Here is a 21,080-nt window from a genome sequence, read left to right as displayed (position 1 = left end):
ACCAAAAAAACATAATTCTAAATTCTATCTCAAAGCCCTCTGTATTTCTTCAATTTTCACCTGAGTAAACAGATATCTTTTACGCCTATTCTTAAATGTAACCGTTTGGTCAGGCATAATCCCTGCTCTTGAAGTAACAATTTTAGCCTTTTCTCTACAACATGCATTATCTTTATTATTTCCGAAAAATAATATCCTTTTATTTCCTGACAATCATCCGCTATCCCTGTATAGACATAATCTCTTATCTTCATGACAATTCGGGACAAACAGGGCTTAGAACAAGCCTCGCTTAACAGCAAAGACAAATATCAAAAGCCGAATTAAAAAGATGAACGGCTTAGCTACCGGCTACCCCCCACTATCCCCGGTATCCGCAGCTTCCTCTTCCGCCGTAGATACCGGAATATCCTCGCCGTATGCATTGAGAGGGCTAAGCTTCAGCTGTACAAGCCTTTTACCGTTCTGGGTTGATTCTGTCTGCTCGGTGATATACCCTTCGCCTTCGACGGAAATCTTGACCTTCAGCAGATTGAACACCTCCAGCGCATCACGCAGCGACTGTCCCCGGAGGTCAGGAATGGATGCCTGGTCGCCCTGCTGACTTAACAGATAGATCCGCTGTCCCGAAGCAAGTAGGGTGCCCGCCTCCGGATACTGGCTGACCACGTTGCTTCCGCCTCCGACCGTTTCAAAATCAAAGCCCTGATCAATCAGCATTTTTCTGGCCGCCTGCACCATTTTGCCGGTCAGATCGGGTGCGGAGCGCTGCGCGGAAGGTGCATTCTTGGCGGATATGGAAACACTGCCTCCATCGCCCGTTGTAACTTTTGGCACACCCATATATGACAATGCCTCGGATACGATCTCTTTAAACACCGGTCCCGCCGCAGCACCACCGCCAGCAGCATTAGCAGGCTCGTCTATGCCGACATAGACCACAATCTTCGGATTATTAGCCGGTGCGTATCCGAGAAAGACCGATTGCACCTTGTTGCGGTCATACCCGCCCTTACCGTCAGGTTTAATCGCCGTACCGGTCTTGCCTGCTACCCTATAGCCTTCAATGTACGCACGACGGCCGGTTCCATGGACCAGGTCTGCAACGACCTGCTCCAGATAGCTGCCGGTTTCACTGGCGCTTTCCTCGGAAATAACCTGACGTACCACCTGCGGCTGGGTTACGGTAGTCTTGCCGGTATTGGGATTGGTGGTCTCCTTGACCACGTGCGGCACCATCAGCTTGCCGCCGTTGGCAATGGCCGAGATGGCGGTAAGCTGCTGAATCGGAGTAACAAGCACTTTGCCGTGCCCGTATGCGATCGTCGCATTCTCCGAAGCATTGTTTGGTGTCGGATTGACGATTCCGCTGATTTCGCCCGGCAGGTCAATACCGGTAAGATCGTTAAATCCGAAATCATCCACGTATTGCAGCAGCCTTTCCGGACCGAGCATTTCATAGCCAAGCTTGACGAAGGCCACGTTACTTGAACGCTTCACGCCTTCCAGGAAGGTGATTTCGCCATAACCGCTTCTCTTCTGGTCATACAGCGGCTTGCCGTACCCCTTGATGCGGATAGAACCGGACATGAAGGTTGCGTCCGGATTGAACAAATTCTCCTCCACCGCTCCGGCAAGCGGTACAATCTTGAACGTGGAGCCTGGTTCAAATCTCGTTTTGATGGCATGGTTGAAGAATACCCCTGGATCGGAGGCATATTTCCAGAACTCATTCGGGTTAAAGGTCGGCATATTCGCCATCCCCAATATTTCCATGGTGCTGGGATCCGCGGCAATTACCGTAATACTCTTGGGCTTATATTCTTCATAGGCCCTCTGCATTGCCTGTTCGATATAATACTGGATTGTGCTATCGATCGTCAGCTTGAAAGTACTTCCATTGACCACCGGATGGTAAGTATCCTCCGAGTCAGGCAGCTTGATGCCTTTGGCGTCGCTCTGGTAGAATAGCTTGCCATCCGCACCCTTAAGTTGCTTGTCAAAATATTTTTCGAATCCCATCACCGCATTTCCGTCGCGGTCCGTATAACCCAAAATATGTGCAGCCAGTGTTTGTTGCGGATAATAGCGCTTCTGTTCTCTAATCAGGCCGACGCCAGTCTCCAGAATGTCATGTTCATCCTTCAGTTTCTCAATGAACTCGTTGACCTTGTCGCGCAGTTCCTGGTCTATCTTCCAGCCTTCATTACGGATCTCCCGGTTCTTCAGATACTTTCCGTTCTCGTCTTTGGCTTCCACGAGCGCTTTAAGCTCATCCTCAGGCTTGCCGAGCAGTTTATGCAGGCCGGTGATAACCTCTTCCCCGATGCCGAGCGCGGTAATCACTTCCGGATTGACCACTACCGTATATGCCGGCACATCGCTGGCCAACACCTTGCCGTTGCGGTCCTCAATCGTGCCACGTACCGCTTTAGTCACTGAAGTATGGGCCCATTGCACTGCGGCCTTGGCTTGCCAGGAATCACGCTCCAGCACCTGAATCCAGAACACTCTGACGAGCAAAACAAGAAAAAAGAAGGTAATACACCCTCCTATAAACAGCGTGCGAAGCTTTATTCTCTTCACCATAAGCAAACCTCACAAACATATATATTGCGATTTCCGGCAAATCGCTCGTTAAATGTCCCCATCCGCGTTAGCAATCTGTTATTTAGTCTCGGCAATGCTCTGGTCTCGATTGACTGCGCCTTTATATTCAGAACATAGATATGGACGTAACGCCAGGCAAGAGGGCAGCCACGAGAGAAAAAACGATCACCGCCATCATATTTAGCAAATACCCAGTATTCCTTTTCGATGAGCCGTTTCCTAGAGGCCATGCGCTGAGCATCTTCAATCGACTGGAACAGCTTGCAGCTTCGCTGAGAAGGAATATCTGCTGTAAAGGGGGTGAATATGCATACGCTACCAGTGAGAAAAGCGGCTGAATGAGTTATTCCCTCCCAGAATCAGGTAATAGGTGATGCACAAGAATTCTTGTAGGTGTTAGGGAAACAAGTCTTGAGATCGGTTTCAACGCCGGTGGCCTGTCCGATTTGATTCAAAAAGGTAAGATGCGCCGTAGGAACTGCGCTGAAAGCGGGTGATCGGTAGGAGGCCTCGCTTTTAGCAGGGTCGCCAGACTCCGTCACCGACACTCTGCAATACGCATGGAGGGTACGAACTCTCCTGTCTTTAGATTGACTCTCCCGATGAGCGTTCGCTTGGAGCAGGATTGCTGGTTTTCCTTGTCCCAGTAGGGCTCATTGTTGTAGACATAGGTAATGGCTGGTTTTTTATTAGTTTGATAAATAATCGCCCTAATAAGCACCAGCCTCGTTACACATTGTACAATGTACAATAAGGTAAAATCAACCATTTTTGCGAATCTCTTGTCACTACGCTATTTTCAGAACTTAGTGATAGACAAATGAAGCATTTGTGTAAAGTCTCCATTTCTCAGTATGCAAACGCATTCTGTAGTTTGCGGTTTCGGCGCACTCAAAATATGGGCGGCATCTTGGAGAGGTTTCTGCCAATGCTTCCACTTTGTTGTAAAGGGAGCGGCGGAAGCTATTATCCTCTTCTTTAGCGCCTCGTTCAAGCAAGTGTTGAATTGCTAATGCTTCTTCGTATACCCGAATGCCAGGGAGATCGAGCGGCATTCCTTCTGGGAGTCGTTACCTCCGAAAGAAACTGCAAGCATTTGGGAGATTCCCCGTTGTTCAGAAATATAACTTCTTAAGACTTTTTTCGGTTACATAAATTAGATGATTAATTGGCCTGAACGGTGCTTGGCCTATGGCGGTTGTCAAACCTTTTAAATTGAACAATATTTATCATAAGAACAGCCCTTGCTAAAGTTGATTTCGTAATAATTTATCTGCCCATAGCTTGTAAATTAACCGTAGATTACTTGACCCATACGTTGAAAGATAGTAACTTCGCCACTTAGTCTGTAAAAAAAGTACTTTTCTCGGTTAATCTGATTATCAAAATGATATTTTAAGAAATCCACTTACTTGGAATATTTTTATTATTCAATATATTTTACATAAATAGGATATTGGTAGAGTACATTTCCATCCTCATATAAGCGGATATAATGATTCCCTGGCTTCGAAATAATGGATTTAAAAGTAAAATTGCTATCGATACCCTTATTAATTCCACTCTCTCTTTTATTCACAAGTTCTTCTTCGCTAAAGAATCTTGCTGTCTCAGTATCATCAAATATTGCGACTAAAAGATTAACTCGATCTTTGTTATTAAAAAACCAAAGTTTAATGAATATATTAAATTCAAAAACAGTTGGAAACACGTCACACTCAATATAATTTAAAATTTGATAAATAGAATGTTTTTTTTCATGTGGGTCAAACTTAATTGTTTCTGCTATAAGAAGAGAAGCCATAATATCAACTGACATTTCAAATTCCTCCCTTTAATAATTTGTCTTATATAACTGACAGTAAAGAGTTATGCAATTAAGAGCGGTTAATCCTCATCAAATCAGGATGTATCCTGATAAATTTTATTTTCTTTATAGATATATGCACATTTTTTTGTACAAACAGGTGAAAAATAGACTGTCGTAAATAAACACTACGTTAGTCTCAGAGACTACGGCATGAGGGGGACAGGAAAATAGTCATGGTGTCAGCACTGAACGTAAGACGACAAACTATAGCATTCCTCACGCAATGTATTGAATCGTGACATGTCCTTAGATCTTGAAGCGGCACCTGTACAAGCGAATGATATCCGTGACCGCCAGAGTAAGATCTGTACTGACTAGAATAGAGCAACGGCCCTAATGCTTCAACAGTACACAGCGTAATTCCTAATACCAGCCGCCTTAGCATGTCATTGACAAACCAATCGAACGTAGCATGTCTGAGAAAACGAAAAGGAAGTAGAAGGTTATTCAAATATTTGAAAGAGAAATCGCTTTCCATTTACACTAAAATCCAAAAAAACATAAGATTTGTTTTCATGCATAATTTATTGATATGGACAAGTAAGAGAAATTCTTAATCGGTATTGATACCAAATTTGATAGGCAATTACAGAGTTACCGTAACGATTTGAACTTCAATAAAAAATCCTTGGGGTTAGCATAGTTACTGCCGTAGCGCTCATTGATGAAATAGGCATTGATATGGAGTAGTTCACCAGCGATGAATACCTGACATCTGGGCAGGTATCACGCCCGTAAATAACGAAAGTGCAGAAAAAAGGTTGATTATTGGTTCCCACCTTTTGAAGAATCAGAAATCTTATGTTGAGGGGAGGCGAAGTCTTTCTCTTAGAATAGCTAACTTAACAGGATTACCAATACTTCTTATATATGTAGCTTTTCCTTATACAGAGAGATTACGAGCATCCCATTGTTTTTTCGGAAACTTAGCACCATACAAATGTCTTCACTCTTCCTTAAATTTTTTTAAATAAATTTATTTGATCTAACTCGACCAACCATGTATTTAATTGAATCTATCAAATACTCCATATCTTTTAAACGAATTGATTCATGAAAACTGAGTCTAATACTACTAGAAGATATTTCAAAATCTCCATTCATTGACATAAGAACCCGACTAGCCTGCTTGGATGATGAACAAGCAGACTGTGAAGATGCAATAATACCCCTTTTTTCTAATATGCTAAGCAATATTGCAGAAGGGATCCCCTTGTAAGAAAAATTATATATATGAGGTGAACAGTCCCCATTTTTCGGACTATTTACTGTAAGCTCAGGAACACCCCTCACAAATTCATCCAACATATTATGTAAATTAGTGAGATAACCCCATCTGTTTCCCTGTTTTGTAATGGAAATTTTCAAAGCCTCTGTAAGACTCAGAACTCCCGGTACGTTAGTAGTACCTGGTCTAATCCCATTTTCCTGATTCCCTCCAAAAAACATTGGTGATATTGGCACATGTTCTTTCACAACCAAGGCACCAATTCCCTTAGGAGCACCAATTTTATGGCCTGAAATTGTATATAAGTCTATAAATTCTAAATTCAAAGGGAGTTTACCAATCGCCTGTACTCCATCAACATGAAAATATATATTTGATTTATTTTTAACCAAATCCCCAATTTCCTGTATGGGTTGAGTAGAACCCGTTTCATTATTAACGTGCATAATACTAATAAGAACAGTATTGTCTTTTATTGAATTTCTAACATCATTAACACTTACCAATCCGTTCTCATTAACGGGTAAAAAGGTTACTTCAACACCCTCCGCTTCAAGGATTTTACAACAATTGTAAACAGAGGAATGTTCTGTGTCCGATGAAATTATATGCAGCTCTTTTTTAAAAGACTTTTTCATTGAGTGAATAAGGCCAATAATTGCGATATTATTGCTCTCCGTTGCCCCTGAAGTAAAGATCACTTCCGATGGATTGATATACAATAAATCTGAGATATCTTGTCTGGATTTATCAACAAGACTTTTGATATTCTGGCCTAATATATGTGTTGAAGAAGGATTCATATATAACCTTTCAGTACTATCTAAAAAAACTTGAAACACCTCAGGGTAAAGTGGCGTTGAAGCGCAGTAATCAAAATATAGTTTTTCCATTTTATCCTCCGATATTTTTAAAAATTTATATGTCTTTATTCCACTAAACATTCTTGAGATCAAATAAGCTTTTAATATCAGTTATATTATTAATGAATTTCGTCTCAACGATTGTCCCTTCGTTATTCCAAGCCATTAGGTTAGGAGTTTTATTGATTTTTAAATCATTCACAAAAAAATCCAAATCTGTATTAATTGTCGGTATCTTTAAGTTAAAATGTGTAATGATATTTTGCATTTCTTCATTTGATGAATCGAAAATTAGAACACAACCATTTTTAGATAAGCTCTCTTCTTCCTTTTTTAATTCAGGTAATAATTCTATACAACGCAAACAATATACTGAAAGGAAGATAGCTATATTAAAGTTCTCAAAAATCAATTCTTTCGAAACAATTAATTGTTTAATTAATGTAAGTTCTGTTTCATTACTTTTATTCTTTGGATTATTAAACAGGTTAGAAAAATCAACTTTCATCATTATCCCCCCACATTTTCGAGTATTCTCCATTTTTTTGAATTAGTTCGTGGTGAGGGCCCTCTTCAATTATCATTCCATTTTTGAAGACAAATATTTTATCTGCCAGCGAAGCTAATTTCAAATCATGAGTTACATAAATAATTATTTTTTCCCGCTTTATTTTCCCTAAATATTCAAATATTTCTCTTTGCGTAAAGGGATCAATTTCGGCAGTTCCCTCATCTATAATTAATAAGTCACTATTTTTGTAGAAAGCTCTGCTTAATGCAATTCTTTGCCACTGTCCACCAGAAATCTGCTTTGAATACAGATACTGGTTTCCCAGAGTTACATCTAATTTGTCATACAAATCTTCTTGAATTAAAAAGGAGTTTTCACTTAAAAATCTATGAATCGACTCTTTTTCCAACTCATCTATTTCATCTAATTTTATATTTTCATAGATTGTTAGCGGAAATCTTGAAAAATCCTGATTATGAATAGATACTTTCTTTTGGAAAGAAGATCTCTCCAATTCGCACATGTCCGTTGAATTCACAAAAAAAGAATTACGTGGAACTGCATGTAATCCTGCCAACAACTTCGCCAATGTAGATTTACCCGAGCCATTATCTCCTACAAATGAAATTAGGCTGCCCTTTGATGCGAAAAAATTAATATTAGACAGAATTTCATTTTCATAATTAGGATAAGAAAAATCCAGGTTTTTTAACTCGAGAGTTTGTATCGTAGAGACTTGTACCTTCCCATTAATAGAGTCATCATATTTAGAAAAGAACTCTTTAATATTGGCAACAAAAATTGAAAAATTTTTAAATCCACTTACCGGTCTATTAAGTGTTTTGATATTTGTTTCAACTACACCAATAGCTGAGGTTATAGCTACTAAATCTCCCAGAGTTAATTCACCATGAATTAACCTAAATACCACATGGATTTGAATAAAAAAGTATATGAGCGGAAATATAGTGCCTATTAAGGAATTTCTATAAAGGTATTTTCTATAATAATTAAAAGTATTCGTCATTATATCACTATATGCTTTTCTCCATTTTTCAATAAAGAAATTACGGTTTGAAAATATAATCATTTCTTTTTGATTAGAAGGCTCCGTTAATAATGTCGATAAATTACTTGCTTCCATACTTTTTTGTATTAAGTTGCGCATATATTGATCAGTATCATTAGCATATTTTATATAATGATAAATTAATGGTACTGCACATAAAATTAAGGAAGCTGAATAATACCAAGCATACTGGCTTATTAAATACAAATATATCGCAAGTACACTTATATTTTGAATTATAGAAAATAAAGCCTCGACTAATTGCGGTAAACGACTAATGGTTTGACGGAATACGTTTAAATCATTTCTATACGCAGGCGTTTCAACCAAAGTTATAGTGATTGGTCTTAATATTTCCATTAAATATTGTTCTATTTTCGTAGAATATATAAGATTTAATTTTTGCTGAATATAATAAGACAACTCAGAAATAAAAGTTTGAGAAAATTTAATTATCAACATAGCTAAGCAAAGAATTAATATTAAATTAAAACCACTCTCAATCGTGAGGGAATCAAATATTTCTTTAGTTATTTTAAAACTTCCATAAGCAATACACGGTGAAATTAACAGAATTAAAATATTCACAATAAATGGTTTTACATTTCCCTTAATCAAATATAATAACCATTGCCTTATAGTTCTCATATTTCCCATCCAGCCGAGTAAGAGAACGGTTCCATTATTGCAAGAATACTATTTTTTGTACTACATGCATTTGATGTAATAATTTCTCTTTTTCGATTAATACCATACCCCCACGGAAAGCCATTGATATTATATTCGCGTTGCATGGAGGATAAACTAGCATAATACACTTTAGACTCACCAAAAACTCTTTTTAAAGTTTTTATATTTTCCTCAGATGTATTAACAAGTAATATAAAATTGAAATTTTTATAGCAATCCTTAAATTCGGACATTACTTCCAATGTAGTTTCACATGCATCGCAAGTTGTTGTTAAGAGAAAAATAAATAAATGATTATCCAAAAAATCATATAAAAACAAAGAGTTATCTATTTTAACATTTGGAATTTTATCTCCAATATTAAAATATTCAGTCTTTTTTAAAAACAAGTAAATCCCACCTTATTCCCTTAATTATCTCCAAAAAAAATAAAGAGAGGGTCCCCCCCCTCATTATTTTTCTAACAACAAGTGCTTGGGTCCGTATACCCTTCCCCAGTGTTGATTCTAATCTGAGTGGTATACGATGGAGTTGCGCAAATTAAGACTGTTTCTGTCCAACGATTTCGACCTTTCGAGTCAACCGGACAAGGTGAAGTTCCGCATCTCGAAATAAAATCGGTACCAACCTCATTAAACCCGGATGGACAAGTTGCCATATTCAATCACCTCCTTTATTTTCCATTGTAAATGAGGAATCTTGAAAAAAACAGGTTTTTTTGTCATAAAATGCTATAAATTATATTGTTAATTACATTTTATCGTTAACATAGAAAATTACCCTGAATTTAGAAAATGAGGAATAACGTTCAAATCAGTAAGCTGAGATTGAGGTATCCGAACCAAATATAGGGAATTAATCCATAAGAATGGCCACGTGCAAGGCCTACAGGAGCGACGATTCCAGCCCATATGATTTTGCCACTGTACTGAAAACTAGACCTGAATGAACCCAGAGATCATAAAAAAAGAAGACCGACTCCTTAAAAGATAAAGGATTCGGTCTCATTGGACTTTTTCAGTGTCCAAACATAACGAAACGGGATTTTTTATCAGTGGGTACGATGGGTTTTTGTAACGTCCCAAATGCTATCTCTGATTTTATCGGTACCGAAGTATTCTTCATAACCCCGTTCGATTATGACACAGCGAATTTGAAGTTGTATATCCCGTCAGGCAGCTTCGCATCAAAATTATTTTCGCCACATTGATTCTCCCCAGTGGAGCCCGGACGTATTGGTCAGGTTGGCCAAAACCCTATTTCAAACAGAGTGACCGTGTTGTTGTTCGCCTTATCCCATGACGAACCAGTGCTTGTTACGCTTGAAACGAGAATGAACTGTTCTCCCGCCAATAAGTGTCTCAGTTCGTAGACTCATATAATTGGCAAAGTTATAATTCACACGATTGGTTTCCCATTGCGCAGTGTGCGAGACGGTACCGGCAATGCCCATTACATTCACATTCAATGTGTGTGATATACAAAAGGTGCCGTTTTATGATCGCTCAGGGTCAGTGTCACCGTATAGGTTCCTCCTGCGTCGCCTTTTCTATTGAGGATTTCTGCGCAGGACAAATGATCTATTATGTGCTTCCCCCTTTGGTTTTTGAATCCAAATGATAATAAAAATATGTAACTAGCGTTAGCGTTCGATTCGAAGGACACATGTATGATGATCGGTGATTTATTAAGTCGTGCATGTCAAACCATTAGCATTTATTAGTAAACTCCCTAAAACAAGATCAACTGGTCTGGTGATGGGCGCCCCACCAAACTTACAGAGGAACAACGTCCTTCGAGATTTGAACAGCAACAGTGAACTAAGGTAGTCTTTGAAGCCATCACACTTGGACTATTCTCCTAGTGGCCGAGTGGATTAAATGGGGATTTGTATCACCATAAGCTTATGTGGAACCAATGCTCTACCGCGTTTTTTTTTGCGAAATTTGTAACTTCGGCATGTCTAATGAATTCGCGAAAGAATAGAACTTTCCTTCCAACAATTGCGAGTAAGCAACCACTTAGTTGGTTGGCTGCCACGCTAAACTGCCCGTTAGCCATCCATGTCGCTCACGCGACACCACAGATTATGAAAGTAATTGCGTTCTTCCATGGGAGCTTAATGAAAACTTGACAGTCTATTATATTATTTCCCACGAATACTAATCCAAAAGAAAGATTACCTAAAGAAGATAATCAACCAGTAATATCTTAAAGATTTAATACTAAAAAAGCCCATCCAGTATCGGATGAGCTTTTATGCCCGTTGGTTTATTTTATTGACTACGTCTATTATATCTTCCAATGGTTACAATGGTCATCAACATCCCCATAAATCCGATACCAGTTAATATGCCTTGCGAGAAATCCATTATATTGCTTCCGTTGGATTGAATGATTTGACTAGCCATAATCGATGAAAATGAAGCTAAGAAAAGCATACATTTTGTTGTTGTTTTTTATTCATTATCCCCACTCCTATTTTATGGTTTAAGAAAACTTTATTTAATCATTAATAGATTACCTCGACTCGAGTATCGTTAATTTTTCCTGGAGCTATTTAGTTTAAATTTAGCATAGTCAAGAATCTCTAATTGGGCTTCATGGGAAAGTATCTTCATGACATTAATTAACTCTTCCACATTACTTATTGTGTCTTTAAAAATAATCTTCGCTGATTGATTATCTTCAAATCCTTTTAAAATAAATTCTAAACTGGCTCCATACTTTTCATGTATAGATAGAACCGTTTCAACCGAGGGATTACAATGGCCTTGTTCTATATCGCTCAAAGTCCCTTGTGAGATATCTATTTGCTTGGAAAAGTCAATTTGGGTTAATCCCATTCTTTTTCTTAATAATCGAATGTTTTCTCCAATTTTATTCATAACTCCCCCAAATTTCTGATTCGGAAAGTGCTATTTCATATTCACACGATAGGATTCTCACTCCTATGAAAAGACACTTTCCGAAAATTTGAAATTCTAAGCAATAAATGCCCAAAACCCTTGATGTATAAGCATTTATCCTAATACTTATTATGAACTCTGTGACAATTCTTCAGATTTTTTATGACATTAGTACGTCCTGTGTATGACAACATTACGTATTACCCACACCATTCTTCAATATTTTCAAATACCTTGATCTTTTGTTCTAGCATTTCTAAACCTTCAGATATGTTTTTTGCAGAAACTACTGGTAACCATGATCCTTCGTTATTAAAGTAAGATGCCAGTTCAATTGCTTCAATATCAGCACCTTCTGTGATTTCTCTGATTTGGTCCAACTGTTCAGCAAGAGGCGAAGCAATCACCCATAGTTCTGTGCCATACCGAAATCGCCAGCTTTGAATATTCCAACCTTCATTACTTACCAATTTGTCGATTGTATTCAATGTCATTGAAAATCCCACCTTTATTTAATGTCTGGAACTAAGCAGAAACCTAACTTTAATTAAATCTCATTCAATAGACCGGTAAACAAAAGAGAAAATTCTTCTGCTTCTTCTTTAGAATATATTACATCTAAAAAATTTTAATAAAAGTTCGAACATAAATATCAGTGATGTTTAATTGTGTTTTGATTTTTTTAGTGCAAGATCAATTAAAACAATAATAATCACAAAAGCCTCCAGTGAAATCAGGGATCTTCCGATAAAGGACAACGGAAGAAACCAATTCATCCATACTGAGATAAGAATTAATAGCATTAGTGCAAAAGCAAATATATTAATCCATTTAGTTGCAAATCGATTTAACATTATGTAACACCCTCCCAATGTCTTATTTCGTTTGACGCTAAAGATCTGACTATAAATGGATTACGTACTCTATCAGATATTTGTTGCAATTTTTAATGGTTTTCGCTCATTTCTTGTAAAAAAACGAAAAGAAGGTTTTTTCACAAGTTAGTTCTAAGTTTTTGAGAGCTGTATCTTTCTCTTTTTCTAAATATCAATTATCATTATTGAGGTCTGTTATTTCTTCAAACAGTTTTATATCCTCGAGGTAAAAATGCCTTAAACTGTCTGCTGTAAATACACGCACCATCATCCCTCTTAATACAATTTAATATTTTGTAATTTCACCAGACGTTCGTCACCTGGATAATGCTTTTTAAGGTATAGAAGAAATGCATCATTTAATTTTTCATGTAACATTTTTGTAGTTTCAAAAATCAGTTTAGAATTATTAAGGATTTTCAAATTACTTTCCCATTCTCTCAGATCATCAGGCGTGCTCTGATTAAGCACGTCTCTCACTCTAAGTCGTTTTAACTGTTCACGAGCTTCTTTGCTCTGGGGGAATATTATTAAGGAATTGAGAATATTACGAATATAACTCATTCAAATCTACCTCCATACAACTTAATATTCAAACGGTGTTCATTCGGATTTGATTGGATAATTCTCCATGATTTCAGCCAATAAACGTTTTGCTTCTTCCGGATCTTCCGGAAGAGTAATCGCCTCTGCCTTTCCTTCTTTCACAAGCTCATCTAGCATTACTTGCGGGTTGAACTTTCGTTCAGATTTAGAGACGGTTTCGAACCATTCTTTCGCTCCAGGTACATTTTCAAAAGTTCTATTGAAATCATCTTTTTGCATATAAATCCTCCTTAAGATACTTAATATTCATTGAAGATCATTGCCCTCATAGGCGTGATTTAACTATTCTCCGTCTTTAGTTGAAAGAACATCAGTTCCGCAATCGTGTTGACTGAATCGATTATATTCATTCGTCCAAACTTGACAGCGTGGACACCACATTGTTACGACTTGTATTCTTTTTATTTTTGCCATCGCTCCGCAACGGCAATAAAAAAACTGGGTTCCATCCAGGTATTCTATTTGTGATGGTTTGTCAAAAATGTGATAGTGCTTACCTGTCAATTTTTCAAGGAGCTCATAGAGCCATTCTTTCATATGATCACTCCATGTTCATTTTGTTTCATTATCGTTTTCAGAGTCATAGAGGATTTCAGATCTCAATCCTCCGCCTGGCTGGTGCGGTCATGGTAGCAAATATAAAACTGGGGTCCTTCTTTTAGCGAATTTCACGTTTGAAAAATGGATAAGAGGATGCATCTTCTAATTCACTATCGAAGTTTTTATTATTTATTTCTTCAAGTGTACAATCAACACGAAGTGAAGTATTTATTCGATAATCTACAACTACTTTGCCATTATATCTTTCGATTTGCCCTTCTTTGAAGTCTCTTAACTCTTTAGAAAATACATAATCAACGGACTTAGGAGCAATAGTTTTTAGTTCTAAAAGCTTTGTCTTTATATAATCAAATGTTGCACGAGCATATTTTTCTGTCTTTACACGAGACGGAAATATCCCCTTGTGTGTTACATCATTACGGAAGGTTATATATTTATCTTTCATTAGAATAGGTGTTCGTTTAAATGTAATAAGGTAGAGCATGATGTAAGCGCCGTATTGCCGTTCAGACTGTTTACTTATCGCTTTCCAAGAATTTTGATACTCATCATCGAATGTTTGGCTAATAATTCTAAATACGTCTGAAGAATCGCTTTGCTCACCCCCATGTTCGTGGGCAAAAACAGCAATAGAGAATTCATGGAATCGTTCTATAGCAGCCGCGAAATTTGCTGCTGCTTCACGAGAATAACCATCGTTTAATGCATAGAGTCCCATTTCAAAAAGCATTTCAAAGCTATGATTTCTTAAAACAAGAACATTTTCATGACCTTCTTTGCAAGTAAACTCATAAACTTTTTCTTCAGTTAATTCTAATTCATACAGATGATCGTCAGCTTCATCTTCAAGGCTATTGCACATAGGGCATTTCGTTAACATTTTCATTGTAACCTCCGAGGTTTAATCTGGACGCAGTGTATAAAAACATTGATACGTCAGACTTCTAATATTTCTTAATCTCTATTTCGCTTTTCTTCAAAGTCAGTCAAAATTTGATGCAGAAGTTTGTGTTTAAAATGCCGGTATATACTCGAAGCAATATACCAAAGATTCGCGGATTAGATTCGGGTTCCTTCTTGGCATCTTACTTTGCCGCCTTACACTGATGGTATTTATGATTTGTACCAATCGAATGATAGATCGACTTTTTCCATTGCCGAGAGGATGGCCACCCTACAGTTGATATGAAAGGAGCAGGAACGTTCATAACACTTCTACACTATAAATACTAATATAATAATATATTAATTAAGTAATATGGGGAGTTAAGATTATTCAGCTCCTTTTGGTAAGTATCATGCCAATGCATAATTTCTAATAATTAATCCGATAACAAATAACAATATACCAAATACGAAAATATATATCTTTTTTTCTTTATGATCGAATATTTCCACGATAAGTATGAAAAAACTTGTAGCAAATAAACAGTAGGCTAATAATATGAGTAAAGAAGATATCATATCGATCTCCTTACATTGTTTCGCTTCTCTTCAAAGTCAGTCAAAATTTGCTCCGGAAGTTTACGTTTCAAATGTGCCGGTATATGTTCAAAGCAATATACCAATGATTCGCGGTTTAAGTTCGGAATCCTTCCTAGCAGCTCCCACTCGGTATTAGTCAGGTTCGTTTTACACTTCAGGCATTTATGGTTTGAAACCGCAAATGATTGCATTGGAGCGGCTCCATCCTCCACTCCTGCAGGTGGTCCATTCTGTAGTAAATGTGCAAGCGCTGGGTTCCCTGCCCAGTCCTCAAGCTTGTAGGGGGCGAGATCCTTCCAACCCATCTCATAAGTATCAATCGCGTCGATGAAAGCTTCATTGACTGCCTGATCGACCGCTGTACGAATTAACTTGGGCTCGGCAGCAGGATCTCCATTCATAATCGATACTCCGTAGCCATCACGAGTATAGGGTCCAATACGGATCTGTACGATCGCCTTTACATAGCGGTGTGGCACACTAATATCCAGCTCCTTAATCTCCTTATCCCACTCACTGCCTGTTGCAGTCTCAAGTCGATCTGTATAGACCTGGTTGGGGATATAAACCCCCTTCTTATCTTTTCGGTGTGTTACTGTCCCTTCCGGAAAGCGCTGCTTCAGCAAAGCTATGATCTCCTGATAGTTATCCATCCTCTCATACCTTTCTATTAGTCATATTTTTTCATGATTTTAGAGAACCGTTCATAAACCTGAATGGCCATGTTTACTCTTTCCGGTAATTCACGCAGGAGTTGCTGGAAATACTCTTCTCCGGAAGGTGTGATTTCATAGTAGCGGTTATACCGGTTATCGTCTTCCCACCTACTTGTGGCATGCCCCTTCTCAGCTAGCTTCTTCAATCGCTGTGACAGATAAGAGTCATTCACGCCCACACCATCAAGAGACTGAATAATAACCTGGTCAATTTGCTTGCCATAACGCTCGCCCTTCTGCAGCTCAGCCAGAACCATGAAATCAATGACTTGCTGAACTTTAACGACTGAACCAAGCGTAGACTCTTTTTCTACCTTATCTGTATTTCTCATTTGTCTGTATCCTTTCTATAATCCAATCGCTATGCGTATGGAAAGAAAAATGAAGTTTTAAATTACTTTTAGTTTGTTCATAGCATTTTGGAAAGCATTCTGGTATAAATCAATCAGATTGGCAAGAACAATAGTAAAGTCATTTTGATTTCCGTATTTCTGCTGAATCTCATGAAGCTCTAAGGCTGATGGTGAGAAGTAGTCATACATTTTTGCAATATCAGTTTCACTAATTCCTCTAAAGTGAATCTCAGGAGCCTCTATGACTTCGAAATACCAAACATCATCGTTGTTCAGTTGATCTATAGAATACTTTCTCAGTAGTTGATCACGAACCCAAGTAACATGGCCTTTAAGTATCCAAGGCATTTGTCTTTTCAAGTGATCACCATCCAGTCTGTAACGTCTCAATGTCTTCTCCCTACCAGTAACTTGCCCGATGGGGGAGAGCTTAAACCCCGCTCCTAGAACAGAGATACAAACTCCCAAAGAAAACTCCTTATACTCCTAATTATACCATAACACACGTGATAATAACATACGTGTTAGCACGTATTCACATTATTTAGCCGCATCATTCCCCTCTTTATCTGTATCTCCTCCCTTTATACCGCACTTCAACACTCTCCGTACTTAGACTCCACTTAGTAACAGAATTCAACTCTACATCTATATCCGTGTTTATTCTTTTGCTATCTACGTATCCAGTCGAAAAGTTCAACTCTACTACTAAATCCGGATCAAGTTACAATTTTAGATGGTTTGGGGGGCGGAGCGGCGCGGAAGGCAAAAATCGGGTTAAAAGGTAAACCCAAAAGATCCAAAAATGCAGGTTACAACTGCAGGAGTTTATTATCGGCTATGTTGAAGAAATGGGTTCAGAAATAGACATAGGAATCATAGTCTTTCCTGGATAGATGATAGATTCGTGAATATGCTTACGTGCAGTGTCCCAAAGGGACAATACACATAAATAGAATTATCGATGTAGCTAAGCAGCCGTATCGAACGAACAAAATAGTAGCAAACAATCAGTGAAAGAAGTAGAAATGCGGGGATCAAGCTCGTAGGAGCGGGACGCTGGGGACGGTATGCGTGTAAACACGTATGTTTAAAACACGTATTCATACGGAAATATATGTTTATGAGCCTTGTTTTACAAAGGAATTAGGCCTGAATACGTATGCTGTTATAACTGTATACATATTGTTGATGTCACGCGAAATTCTGAATGGTTAAACCGTAATAGTTCGTATGAACGCACTAGACCTATCCATAATAAACCCAGAGCAGTCTAGGCAATAAAGACTTAGACTACCCTGCTTTATGAACAAACTTTTAAATCAATGGAACCAGATTAAAAAAATAGCTGTAATTTTAAGAACAACGGTTTAAGACAAGTTCCCTTATTTATATCTTTGGTATAAATTTATCTGGGTTCATTTTGATTTGAGTCGCGATAATGCTATGCACCTTCTCAATATCCTCATAGGTGCTTTCCCAATCTAAGAATGAGTCATTAAGTGGATCTATAAAATTATCCTTTTCCTCGTAATCTATCCATTCTAAGGTTACTGCAGCCTGTTTCCAAAAGTCATCCTCATTTTCTTTTAATGATTCTTTATAGTAACTGAGTTTTTCTAGGATTGTTTCGTCAGATCCATCCTTTATAACATTCTCACCAAAAATTTTTGTAACCTTTTTCAGCGCGTCTCCATAGTTCGGAAGTGTGCCTACAAGCCAGTTCTCCAGTTCATAAATCAAACTATTGTATTGATTTACTTTGTTTTCAAATTTACGGAAAATCTCTGAACGTGATGCTTTGAGTTCTAAAAAAACTACATAGTTCCTTAATAGATCTATTTCTTCGGTTGCCTCGTCAAAGGCTCTTTTACTATTATATAATTCGACGTGCAGATCTTGTGCTTCGCGAATCGCCATATTAAGATTGCTATTAAGCTCCCTTACGGTTTCGACTTTTGTTAATGCTTCATTATTAAGCTGTTTCATTTCAATTAGCTTTGTCTCTACCTCTTCTACTTTAGATGAGAAGGTCCTTTTGGAAATCCAGACAAACATTCCGCCGAATAATGTAAGTCCAGCAACAATAACAGCAATCAATGACAATAGAGCGTTAATATTTCCTTCAAGAATTGCTATTCTCGTTTTTTGAGTATCTATTAATTGCTGGGTGATCTCTTCCTTCGTAAGTGTATCCCCTGGTTGCTGAACCATTGTCTGTAGATCTTCTTTTGTGACCATATCCATCTTGAGTTTTTCCAAACTGTTTTGTAATTGATCGCTCGTAACAAAATTGCTTTCCGTTGCTGCATTGACGTTTAAACCCGCTGAAAAGATACTAATTAAAATACAAAACGCCAGTACCTTAAGCCTAAATGTTTTATTCATGTGTCCTCCTAGTATTTATCCACTTTAAATCTCCTAAAGAGTAGGAAAGACTAAGAAAATTGCCTAGCCTCCTTCTTAATCTCATCAAATATTACCACATGCTGAATAAATAGAGGAATGATATTGTATCCTCCCGTAAGTTAATGTCGTTCCCAGCCTATTAAAATTCGGTTGGTGATTTATTATTTCTACAGAATAGTCCACCTTATTCAGGAACGACTAAGCTATAAAATCGTATAGATTTGTAATGGATATAACATCGTAGAATTGCAACATTTCTAGAGACGAAAGAGGTTGCCTATGAGCAAAAATAAAGCCCATAAAAATAAAAAAAGCAAACATAGAAGTCCCAAAAACCCCGTACTTGAGAGTGGATCTAATACCTCTTACCCTATAGGGATTGAGCTCCTAAAACAAAGAGAAAGTCTCATTAAAACCTCTGATAAGACTTTCATTCTTGCGAAATGGGATAAAAGGCTCTACTTAGACAAGATACGCCTAGTCTTCTCTCCAATAACGCTCATCCCAATGATTGTCACCTGGATAGAGACGCCACTCCATAAGTTAGGGGCAGCACCTCACGAGCTACAAAACACATTTCCTATTATTCTAAAAACAGTTGAGATTTGTGATACGGTTATGTATTGGTTACAAACTAGCGGGTACATCCAGATACTATACCTTCTATTATCCATTAATTTCATTCAGATATTATACAAACATGCTAAGCATAATAATCAGTTACAAGAGAAAATGACACCACAGATAATCTACAAAATGCTATTCGACTTAGTTTTGTTATACTCTGCAACACAATATTTCCCTGGAGTAATGGGCTCCATATTAGCTAAGGGAACAATCCTGTTAATCGTTCTAACTATTCCTTACTTAATTCAGATACGTCACTATCAAAAACGAAATGGATCATTTGATCCCGATCAGTTGTTAAAACGGGAACGTAGAAAAGAAAATAAACGTCTAAGGAAATACAAATAAACAGTAGAACGAACCTATTCAGAATAGGACATTCTACTGTTTTTTTATAATCTAAAGTATCCTCATTTATGAATCATCATACGATTACCCGTTCCAGGACCGGCAATCTCAGCTTGCCAGCTTTTGTCCAGTGACGAAAACGAACCTCTATCTTCACAAACGGCTCAACGTATACAAAATCCTTTGTTTCTCGAACGGCTGCTTGCTTGAGAAATGGAAAAACAGTTTTCCCGATCGGGGTGTTAAGTCCGTGTTCAAGTAAACCGGCTGAGATGATCTTTCCATTACGCTCGACCCCTATAGACCAAGCATGTGTTTTCTTTGAAAAACCCGTGACAATGCATTCTTCTCTATTATATACAACGACGCGTTGCCAAATCCCCCGAGGTCTTTGCCCCTTATAATAGAGACTATCTCTGCGCTTTAGCACGATGCCTTCCAGCTCTTGCTCGCGGCACTTTTCATAGAGAGGAATAAAACCTTGTTCTACATAACGAATACGTTTAATGAACTCATTCTCCTTCACCGCTTCATCAAGCAATGCTTTACGCTGCATAAGTGGTAAAGCGGTCGTATCTTTCCCCTTGTATGACAATATATCAAAGGCCACAAAGCATAATCCAGGTGTAATCTTCTTTTGCCGTGTAGACTGAAACCGCGCCATTGTGGATGCAAAGTCAGGTTTTCCCGTACTAGTATCACAAACAACGATCTCACCATCTAGTTTGGTTCCAAAATCAATTGCAGCTGTCGCAGCTTCAGTGATCTCATCAAATCGAGAGGTTATTTCATTATGATGCCGGCTATATATTCTCGTTCTACTCTCTTTACCAACAATACCGCGTATACCATCTATTTTTAGTTCTGCTATATGAAGATCTGACTCAAATGGAACATCTACTTCATCTAGTAACATTGGATCAGTAAACATTATCATCACCCATTATAGCGTAACAAACTCTATGAGTGATTGATATCGGTAGATGGTGGTAATCATCATTAAACATCATAAAATATTATGGTCTAGGTAGCCGCTTATACAATGCTGGTCCAATGTATAAAACCCTAGGTAAAGAAATGCAAACCAACATTTCCCCGAGCTTATATGTATTTGTCCAAAGAAAATAAAGTATTAGACTGGGTTGGTTGATTTGACGCTGTTTCAGAGTTTGAAAAATATCAGGTATTGAAAAATAAGTTTTAGACTGACCCAAATATTTTCACCAGCGGCAGCCCTGAACGAGAAAATAAAGTATTAGACTGCCGCCGCTTTGTTGAACTAACGTGTCCCGTTAGAATTCCTGTAAACTGAATAATTTGGAGTTTGAACAAAAACGAGCGCCTCGGTAA

Annotated in this window: 19 protein-coding genes and 1 pseudogene; 1 reads left to right on the top strand and 19 read right to left on the bottom strand. The window is 37.9% G+C overall.

Going from position 1 to position 21,080, the window contains the following annotated elements; all coding sequences use genetic code 11:
* Window positions 1–351: 351 nt before the first annotated feature.
* From NYE58_RS36950 to NYE58_RS36870, 18 genes and pseudogenes are all read right to left on the bottom strand, one after another.
* Window positions 352–2,589 (bottom strand): penicillin-binding transpeptidase domain-containing protein, encoded by a 2,238-nt coding sequence (locus NYE58_RS36950; protein ID WP_076179498.1) that lies wholly within the window; start codon window positions 2,587–2,589, stop codon window positions 352–354.
* 206 nt (window positions 2,590–2,795) lie between these two features.
* Window positions 2,796–3,379: pseudogene (locus NYE58_RS37615) on the bottom strand (hypothetical protein); the annotation flags it as partial.
* Window positions 3,380–4,036: 657 nt separating this feature from the next.
* Window positions 4,037–4,429, bottom strand: a complete 393-nt coding sequence (locus NYE58_RS36945) for a hypothetical protein (protein ID WP_076179494.1) — start codon at window positions 4,427–4,429, stop codon at window positions 4,037–4,039.
* Between the two features lie 1,017 nt (window positions 4,430–5,446).
* Window positions 5,447–6,601: a cysteine desulfurase family protein gene (locus tag NYE58_RS36940; RefSeq protein ID WP_076179493.1), complete on the bottom strand. Its 1,155-nt coding sequence runs from the start codon at window positions 6,599–6,601 to the stop codon at window positions 5,447–5,449.
* Between the two features lie 43 nt (window positions 6,602–6,644).
* Window positions 6,645–7,082, bottom strand: a complete 438-nt coding sequence (locus NYE58_RS36935) for a hypothetical protein (RefSeq protein ID WP_143766580.1) — start codon at window positions 7,080–7,082, stop codon at window positions 6,645–6,647.
* Window positions 7,069–8,808: an ATP-binding cassette domain-containing protein gene (locus tag NYE58_RS36930; RefSeq protein ID WP_081383688.1), complete on the bottom strand. Its 1,740-nt coding sequence runs from the start codon at window positions 8,806–8,808 to the stop codon at window positions 7,069–7,071. Before NYE58_RS36930 ends, NYE58_RS36935 begins: the two co-directional genes overlap by 14 nt.
* Entirely contained in the window at window positions 8,796–9,230 is a 435-nt protein-coding gene (locus NYE58_RS36925; RefSeq protein WP_076179490.1) for a TlpA family protein disulfide reductase, read from the bottom strand. The genes NYE58_RS36930 and NYE58_RS36925 overlap by 13 nt, the downstream gene beginning before the upstream one ends.
* Window positions 9,231–11,117: 1,887 nt before the next feature.
* On the bottom strand, window positions 11,118–11,252 hold the full coding sequence (locus NYE58_RS36920; protein WP_340901314.1) for a hypothetical protein: 135 nt from the start codon (window positions 11,250–11,252) through the stop codon (window positions 11,118–11,120).
* A gap of 129 nt (window positions 11,253–11,381) precedes the next feature.
* Window positions 11,382–11,729, bottom strand: a complete 348-nt coding sequence (locus NYE58_RS36915) for a helix-turn-helix domain-containing protein (protein WP_076179489.1) — start codon at window positions 11,727–11,729, stop codon at window positions 11,382–11,384.
* A gap of 221 nt (window positions 11,730–11,950) precedes the next feature.
* Window positions 11,951–12,244 (bottom strand): hypothetical protein, encoded by a 294-nt coding sequence (locus NYE58_RS36910; protein WP_076179488.1) that lies wholly within the window; start codon window positions 12,242–12,244, stop codon window positions 11,951–11,953.
* Window positions 12,245–12,901: 657 nt separating this feature from the next.
* The gene (locus NYE58_RS36905) at window positions 12,902–13,189 is read right to left on the bottom strand and encodes a hypothetical protein (RefSeq protein ID WP_076179486.1); all 288 of its coding nucleotides are present in this window, start codon (window positions 13,187–13,189) and stop codon (window positions 12,902–12,904) included.
* Between the two features lie 39 nt (window positions 13,190–13,228).
* Window positions 13,229–13,450, bottom strand: a complete 222-nt coding sequence (locus NYE58_RS36900) for a hypothetical protein (RefSeq protein WP_076179485.1) — start codon at window positions 13,448–13,450, stop codon at window positions 13,229–13,231.
* A 63-nt stretch (window positions 13,451–13,513) separates the two neighbouring features.
* Window positions 13,514–13,768: a hypothetical protein gene (locus tag NYE58_RS36895; protein WP_076179484.1), complete on the bottom strand. Its 255-nt coding sequence runs from the start codon at window positions 13,766–13,768 to the stop codon at window positions 13,514–13,516.
* A gap of 121 nt (window positions 13,769–13,889) precedes the next feature.
* Window positions 13,890–14,678 (bottom strand): hypothetical protein, encoded by a 789-nt coding sequence (locus NYE58_RS36890; RefSeq protein ID WP_076179483.1) that lies wholly within the window; start codon window positions 14,676–14,678, stop codon window positions 13,890–13,892.
* Between the two features lie 574 nt (window positions 14,679–15,252).
* On the bottom strand, window positions 15,253–15,903 hold the full coding sequence (locus tag NYE58_RS36885; RefSeq protein ID WP_256715952.1) for a hypothetical protein: 651 nt from the start codon (window positions 15,901–15,903) through the stop codon (window positions 15,253–15,255).
* Between the two features lie 44 nt (window positions 15,904–15,947).
* Complete coding sequence (locus NYE58_RS36880) at window positions 15,948–16,325, bottom strand: PadR family transcriptional regulator (protein ID WP_076179481.1); 378 nt, start codon at window positions 16,323–16,325, stop codon at window positions 15,948–15,950.
* Window positions 16,326–16,382: 57 nt separating this feature from the next.
* Window positions 16,383–16,736: a hypothetical protein gene (locus tag NYE58_RS36875; protein WP_256715951.1), complete on the bottom strand. Its 354-nt coding sequence runs from the start codon at window positions 16,734–16,736 to the stop codon at window positions 16,383–16,385.
* A gap of 999 nt (window positions 16,737–17,735) precedes the next feature.
* A complete protein-coding gene (locus NYE58_RS36870) occupies window positions 17,736–18,734 on the bottom strand; it encodes a hypothetical protein (protein WP_076179480.1) in 999 nt (332 codons plus the stop codon).
* Between the two features lie 300 nt (window positions 18,735–19,034).
* Here NYE58_RS36870 and NYE58_RS36865 point away from each other — a divergent pair, with 300 nt between their 5' ends.
* Window positions 19,035–19,730 carry a hypothetical protein gene (locus tag NYE58_RS36865; protein WP_076179479.1) on the top strand — a complete coding sequence of 232 codons (696 nt, stop codon included), beginning with the start codon at window positions 19,035–19,037 and terminating at the stop codon, window positions 19,728–19,730.
* 76 nt (window positions 19,731–19,806) lie between these two features.
* On the opposite strand, the gene NYE58_RS36860 is transcribed toward NYE58_RS36865, so the two are convergent.
* The gene (locus NYE58_RS36860; protein WP_341004420.1) at window positions 19,807–20,646 is read right to left on the bottom strand and encodes an ATP-dependent DNA ligase; all 840 of its coding nucleotides are present in this window, start codon (window positions 20,644–20,646) and stop codon (window positions 19,807–19,809) included.
* Window positions 20,647–21,080: the final 434 nt, after the last annotated feature.

This window comes from Paenibacillus sp. FSL L8-0708 (assembly GCF_038009325.1).
GTDB classification, from domain to species: domain Bacteria; phylum Bacillota; class Bacilli; order Paenibacillales; family Paenibacillaceae; genus Paenibacillus_AQ; species Paenibacillus_AQ odorifer.
Note: the sequence above shows the minus strand (reverse complement) of the source record. Positions and strands in the feature narration are given on the sequence as shown.

Coding starts and splice junctions, on each gene's coding strand:
- NYE58_RS36860 (WP_341004420.1), bottom strand. CDS start 20,646: ATGTTACTAGATGAAGTAGATGTTCCATTTGAGTCAGATCTTCATATA.
- NYE58_RS36915 (WP_076179489.1), bottom strand. CDS start 11,729: ATGAATAAAATTGGAGAAAACATTCGATTATTAAGAAAAAGAATGGGA.
- NYE58_RS36940 (WP_076179493.1), bottom strand. CDS start 6,601: ATGGAAAAACTATATTTTGATTACTGCGCTTCAACGCCACTTTACCCT.
- NYE58_RS36865 (WP_076179479.1), top strand. CDS start 19,035: ATGAGCAAAAATAAAGCCCATAAAAATAAAAAAAGCAAACATAGAAGT.
- NYE58_RS36880 (WP_076179481.1), bottom strand. CDS start 16,325: ATGAGAAATACAGATAAGGTAGAAAAAGAGTCTACGCTTGGTTCAGTC.
- NYE58_RS36920 (WP_340901314.1), bottom strand. CDS start 11,252: ATGGCTAGTCAAATCATTCAATCCAACGGAAGCAATATAATGGATTTC.
- NYE58_RS36905 (WP_076179486.1), bottom strand. CDS start 13,189: ATGAGTTATATTCGTAATATTCTCAATTCCTTAATAATATTCCCCCAG.
- NYE58_RS36945 (WP_076179494.1), bottom strand. CDS start 4,429: ATGTCAGTTGATATTATGGCTTCTCTTCTTATAGCAGAAACAATTAAG.
- NYE58_RS36890 (WP_076179483.1), bottom strand. CDS start 14,678: ATGAAAATGTTAACGAAATGCCCTATGTGCAATAGCCTTGAAGATGAA.
- NYE58_RS36910 (WP_076179488.1), bottom strand. CDS start 12,244: ATGACATTGAATACAATCGACAAATTGGTAAGTAATGAAGGTTGGAAT.
- NYE58_RS36935 (WP_143766580.1), bottom strand. CDS start 7,082: ATGATGAAAGTTGATTTTTCTAACCTGTTTAATAATCCAAAGAATAAA.
- NYE58_RS36895 (WP_076179484.1), bottom strand. CDS start 13,768: ATGAAAGAATGGCTCTATGAGCTCCTTGAAAAATTGACAGGTAAGCAC.
- NYE58_RS36900 (WP_076179485.1), bottom strand. CDS start 13,450: ATGCAAAAAGATGATTTCAATAGAACTTTTGAAAATGTACCTGGAGCG.
- NYE58_RS36930 (WP_081383688.1), bottom strand. CDS start 8,808: ATGGGAAATATGAGAACTATAAGGCAATGGTTATTATATTTGATTAAG.
- NYE58_RS36950 (WP_076179498.1), bottom strand. CDS start 2,589: ATGGTGAAGAGAATAAAGCTTCGCACGCTGTTTATAGGAGGGTGTATT.
- NYE58_RS36870 (WP_076179480.1), bottom strand. CDS start 18,734: ATGAATAAAACATTTAGGCTTAAGGTACTGGCGTTTTGTATTTTAATT.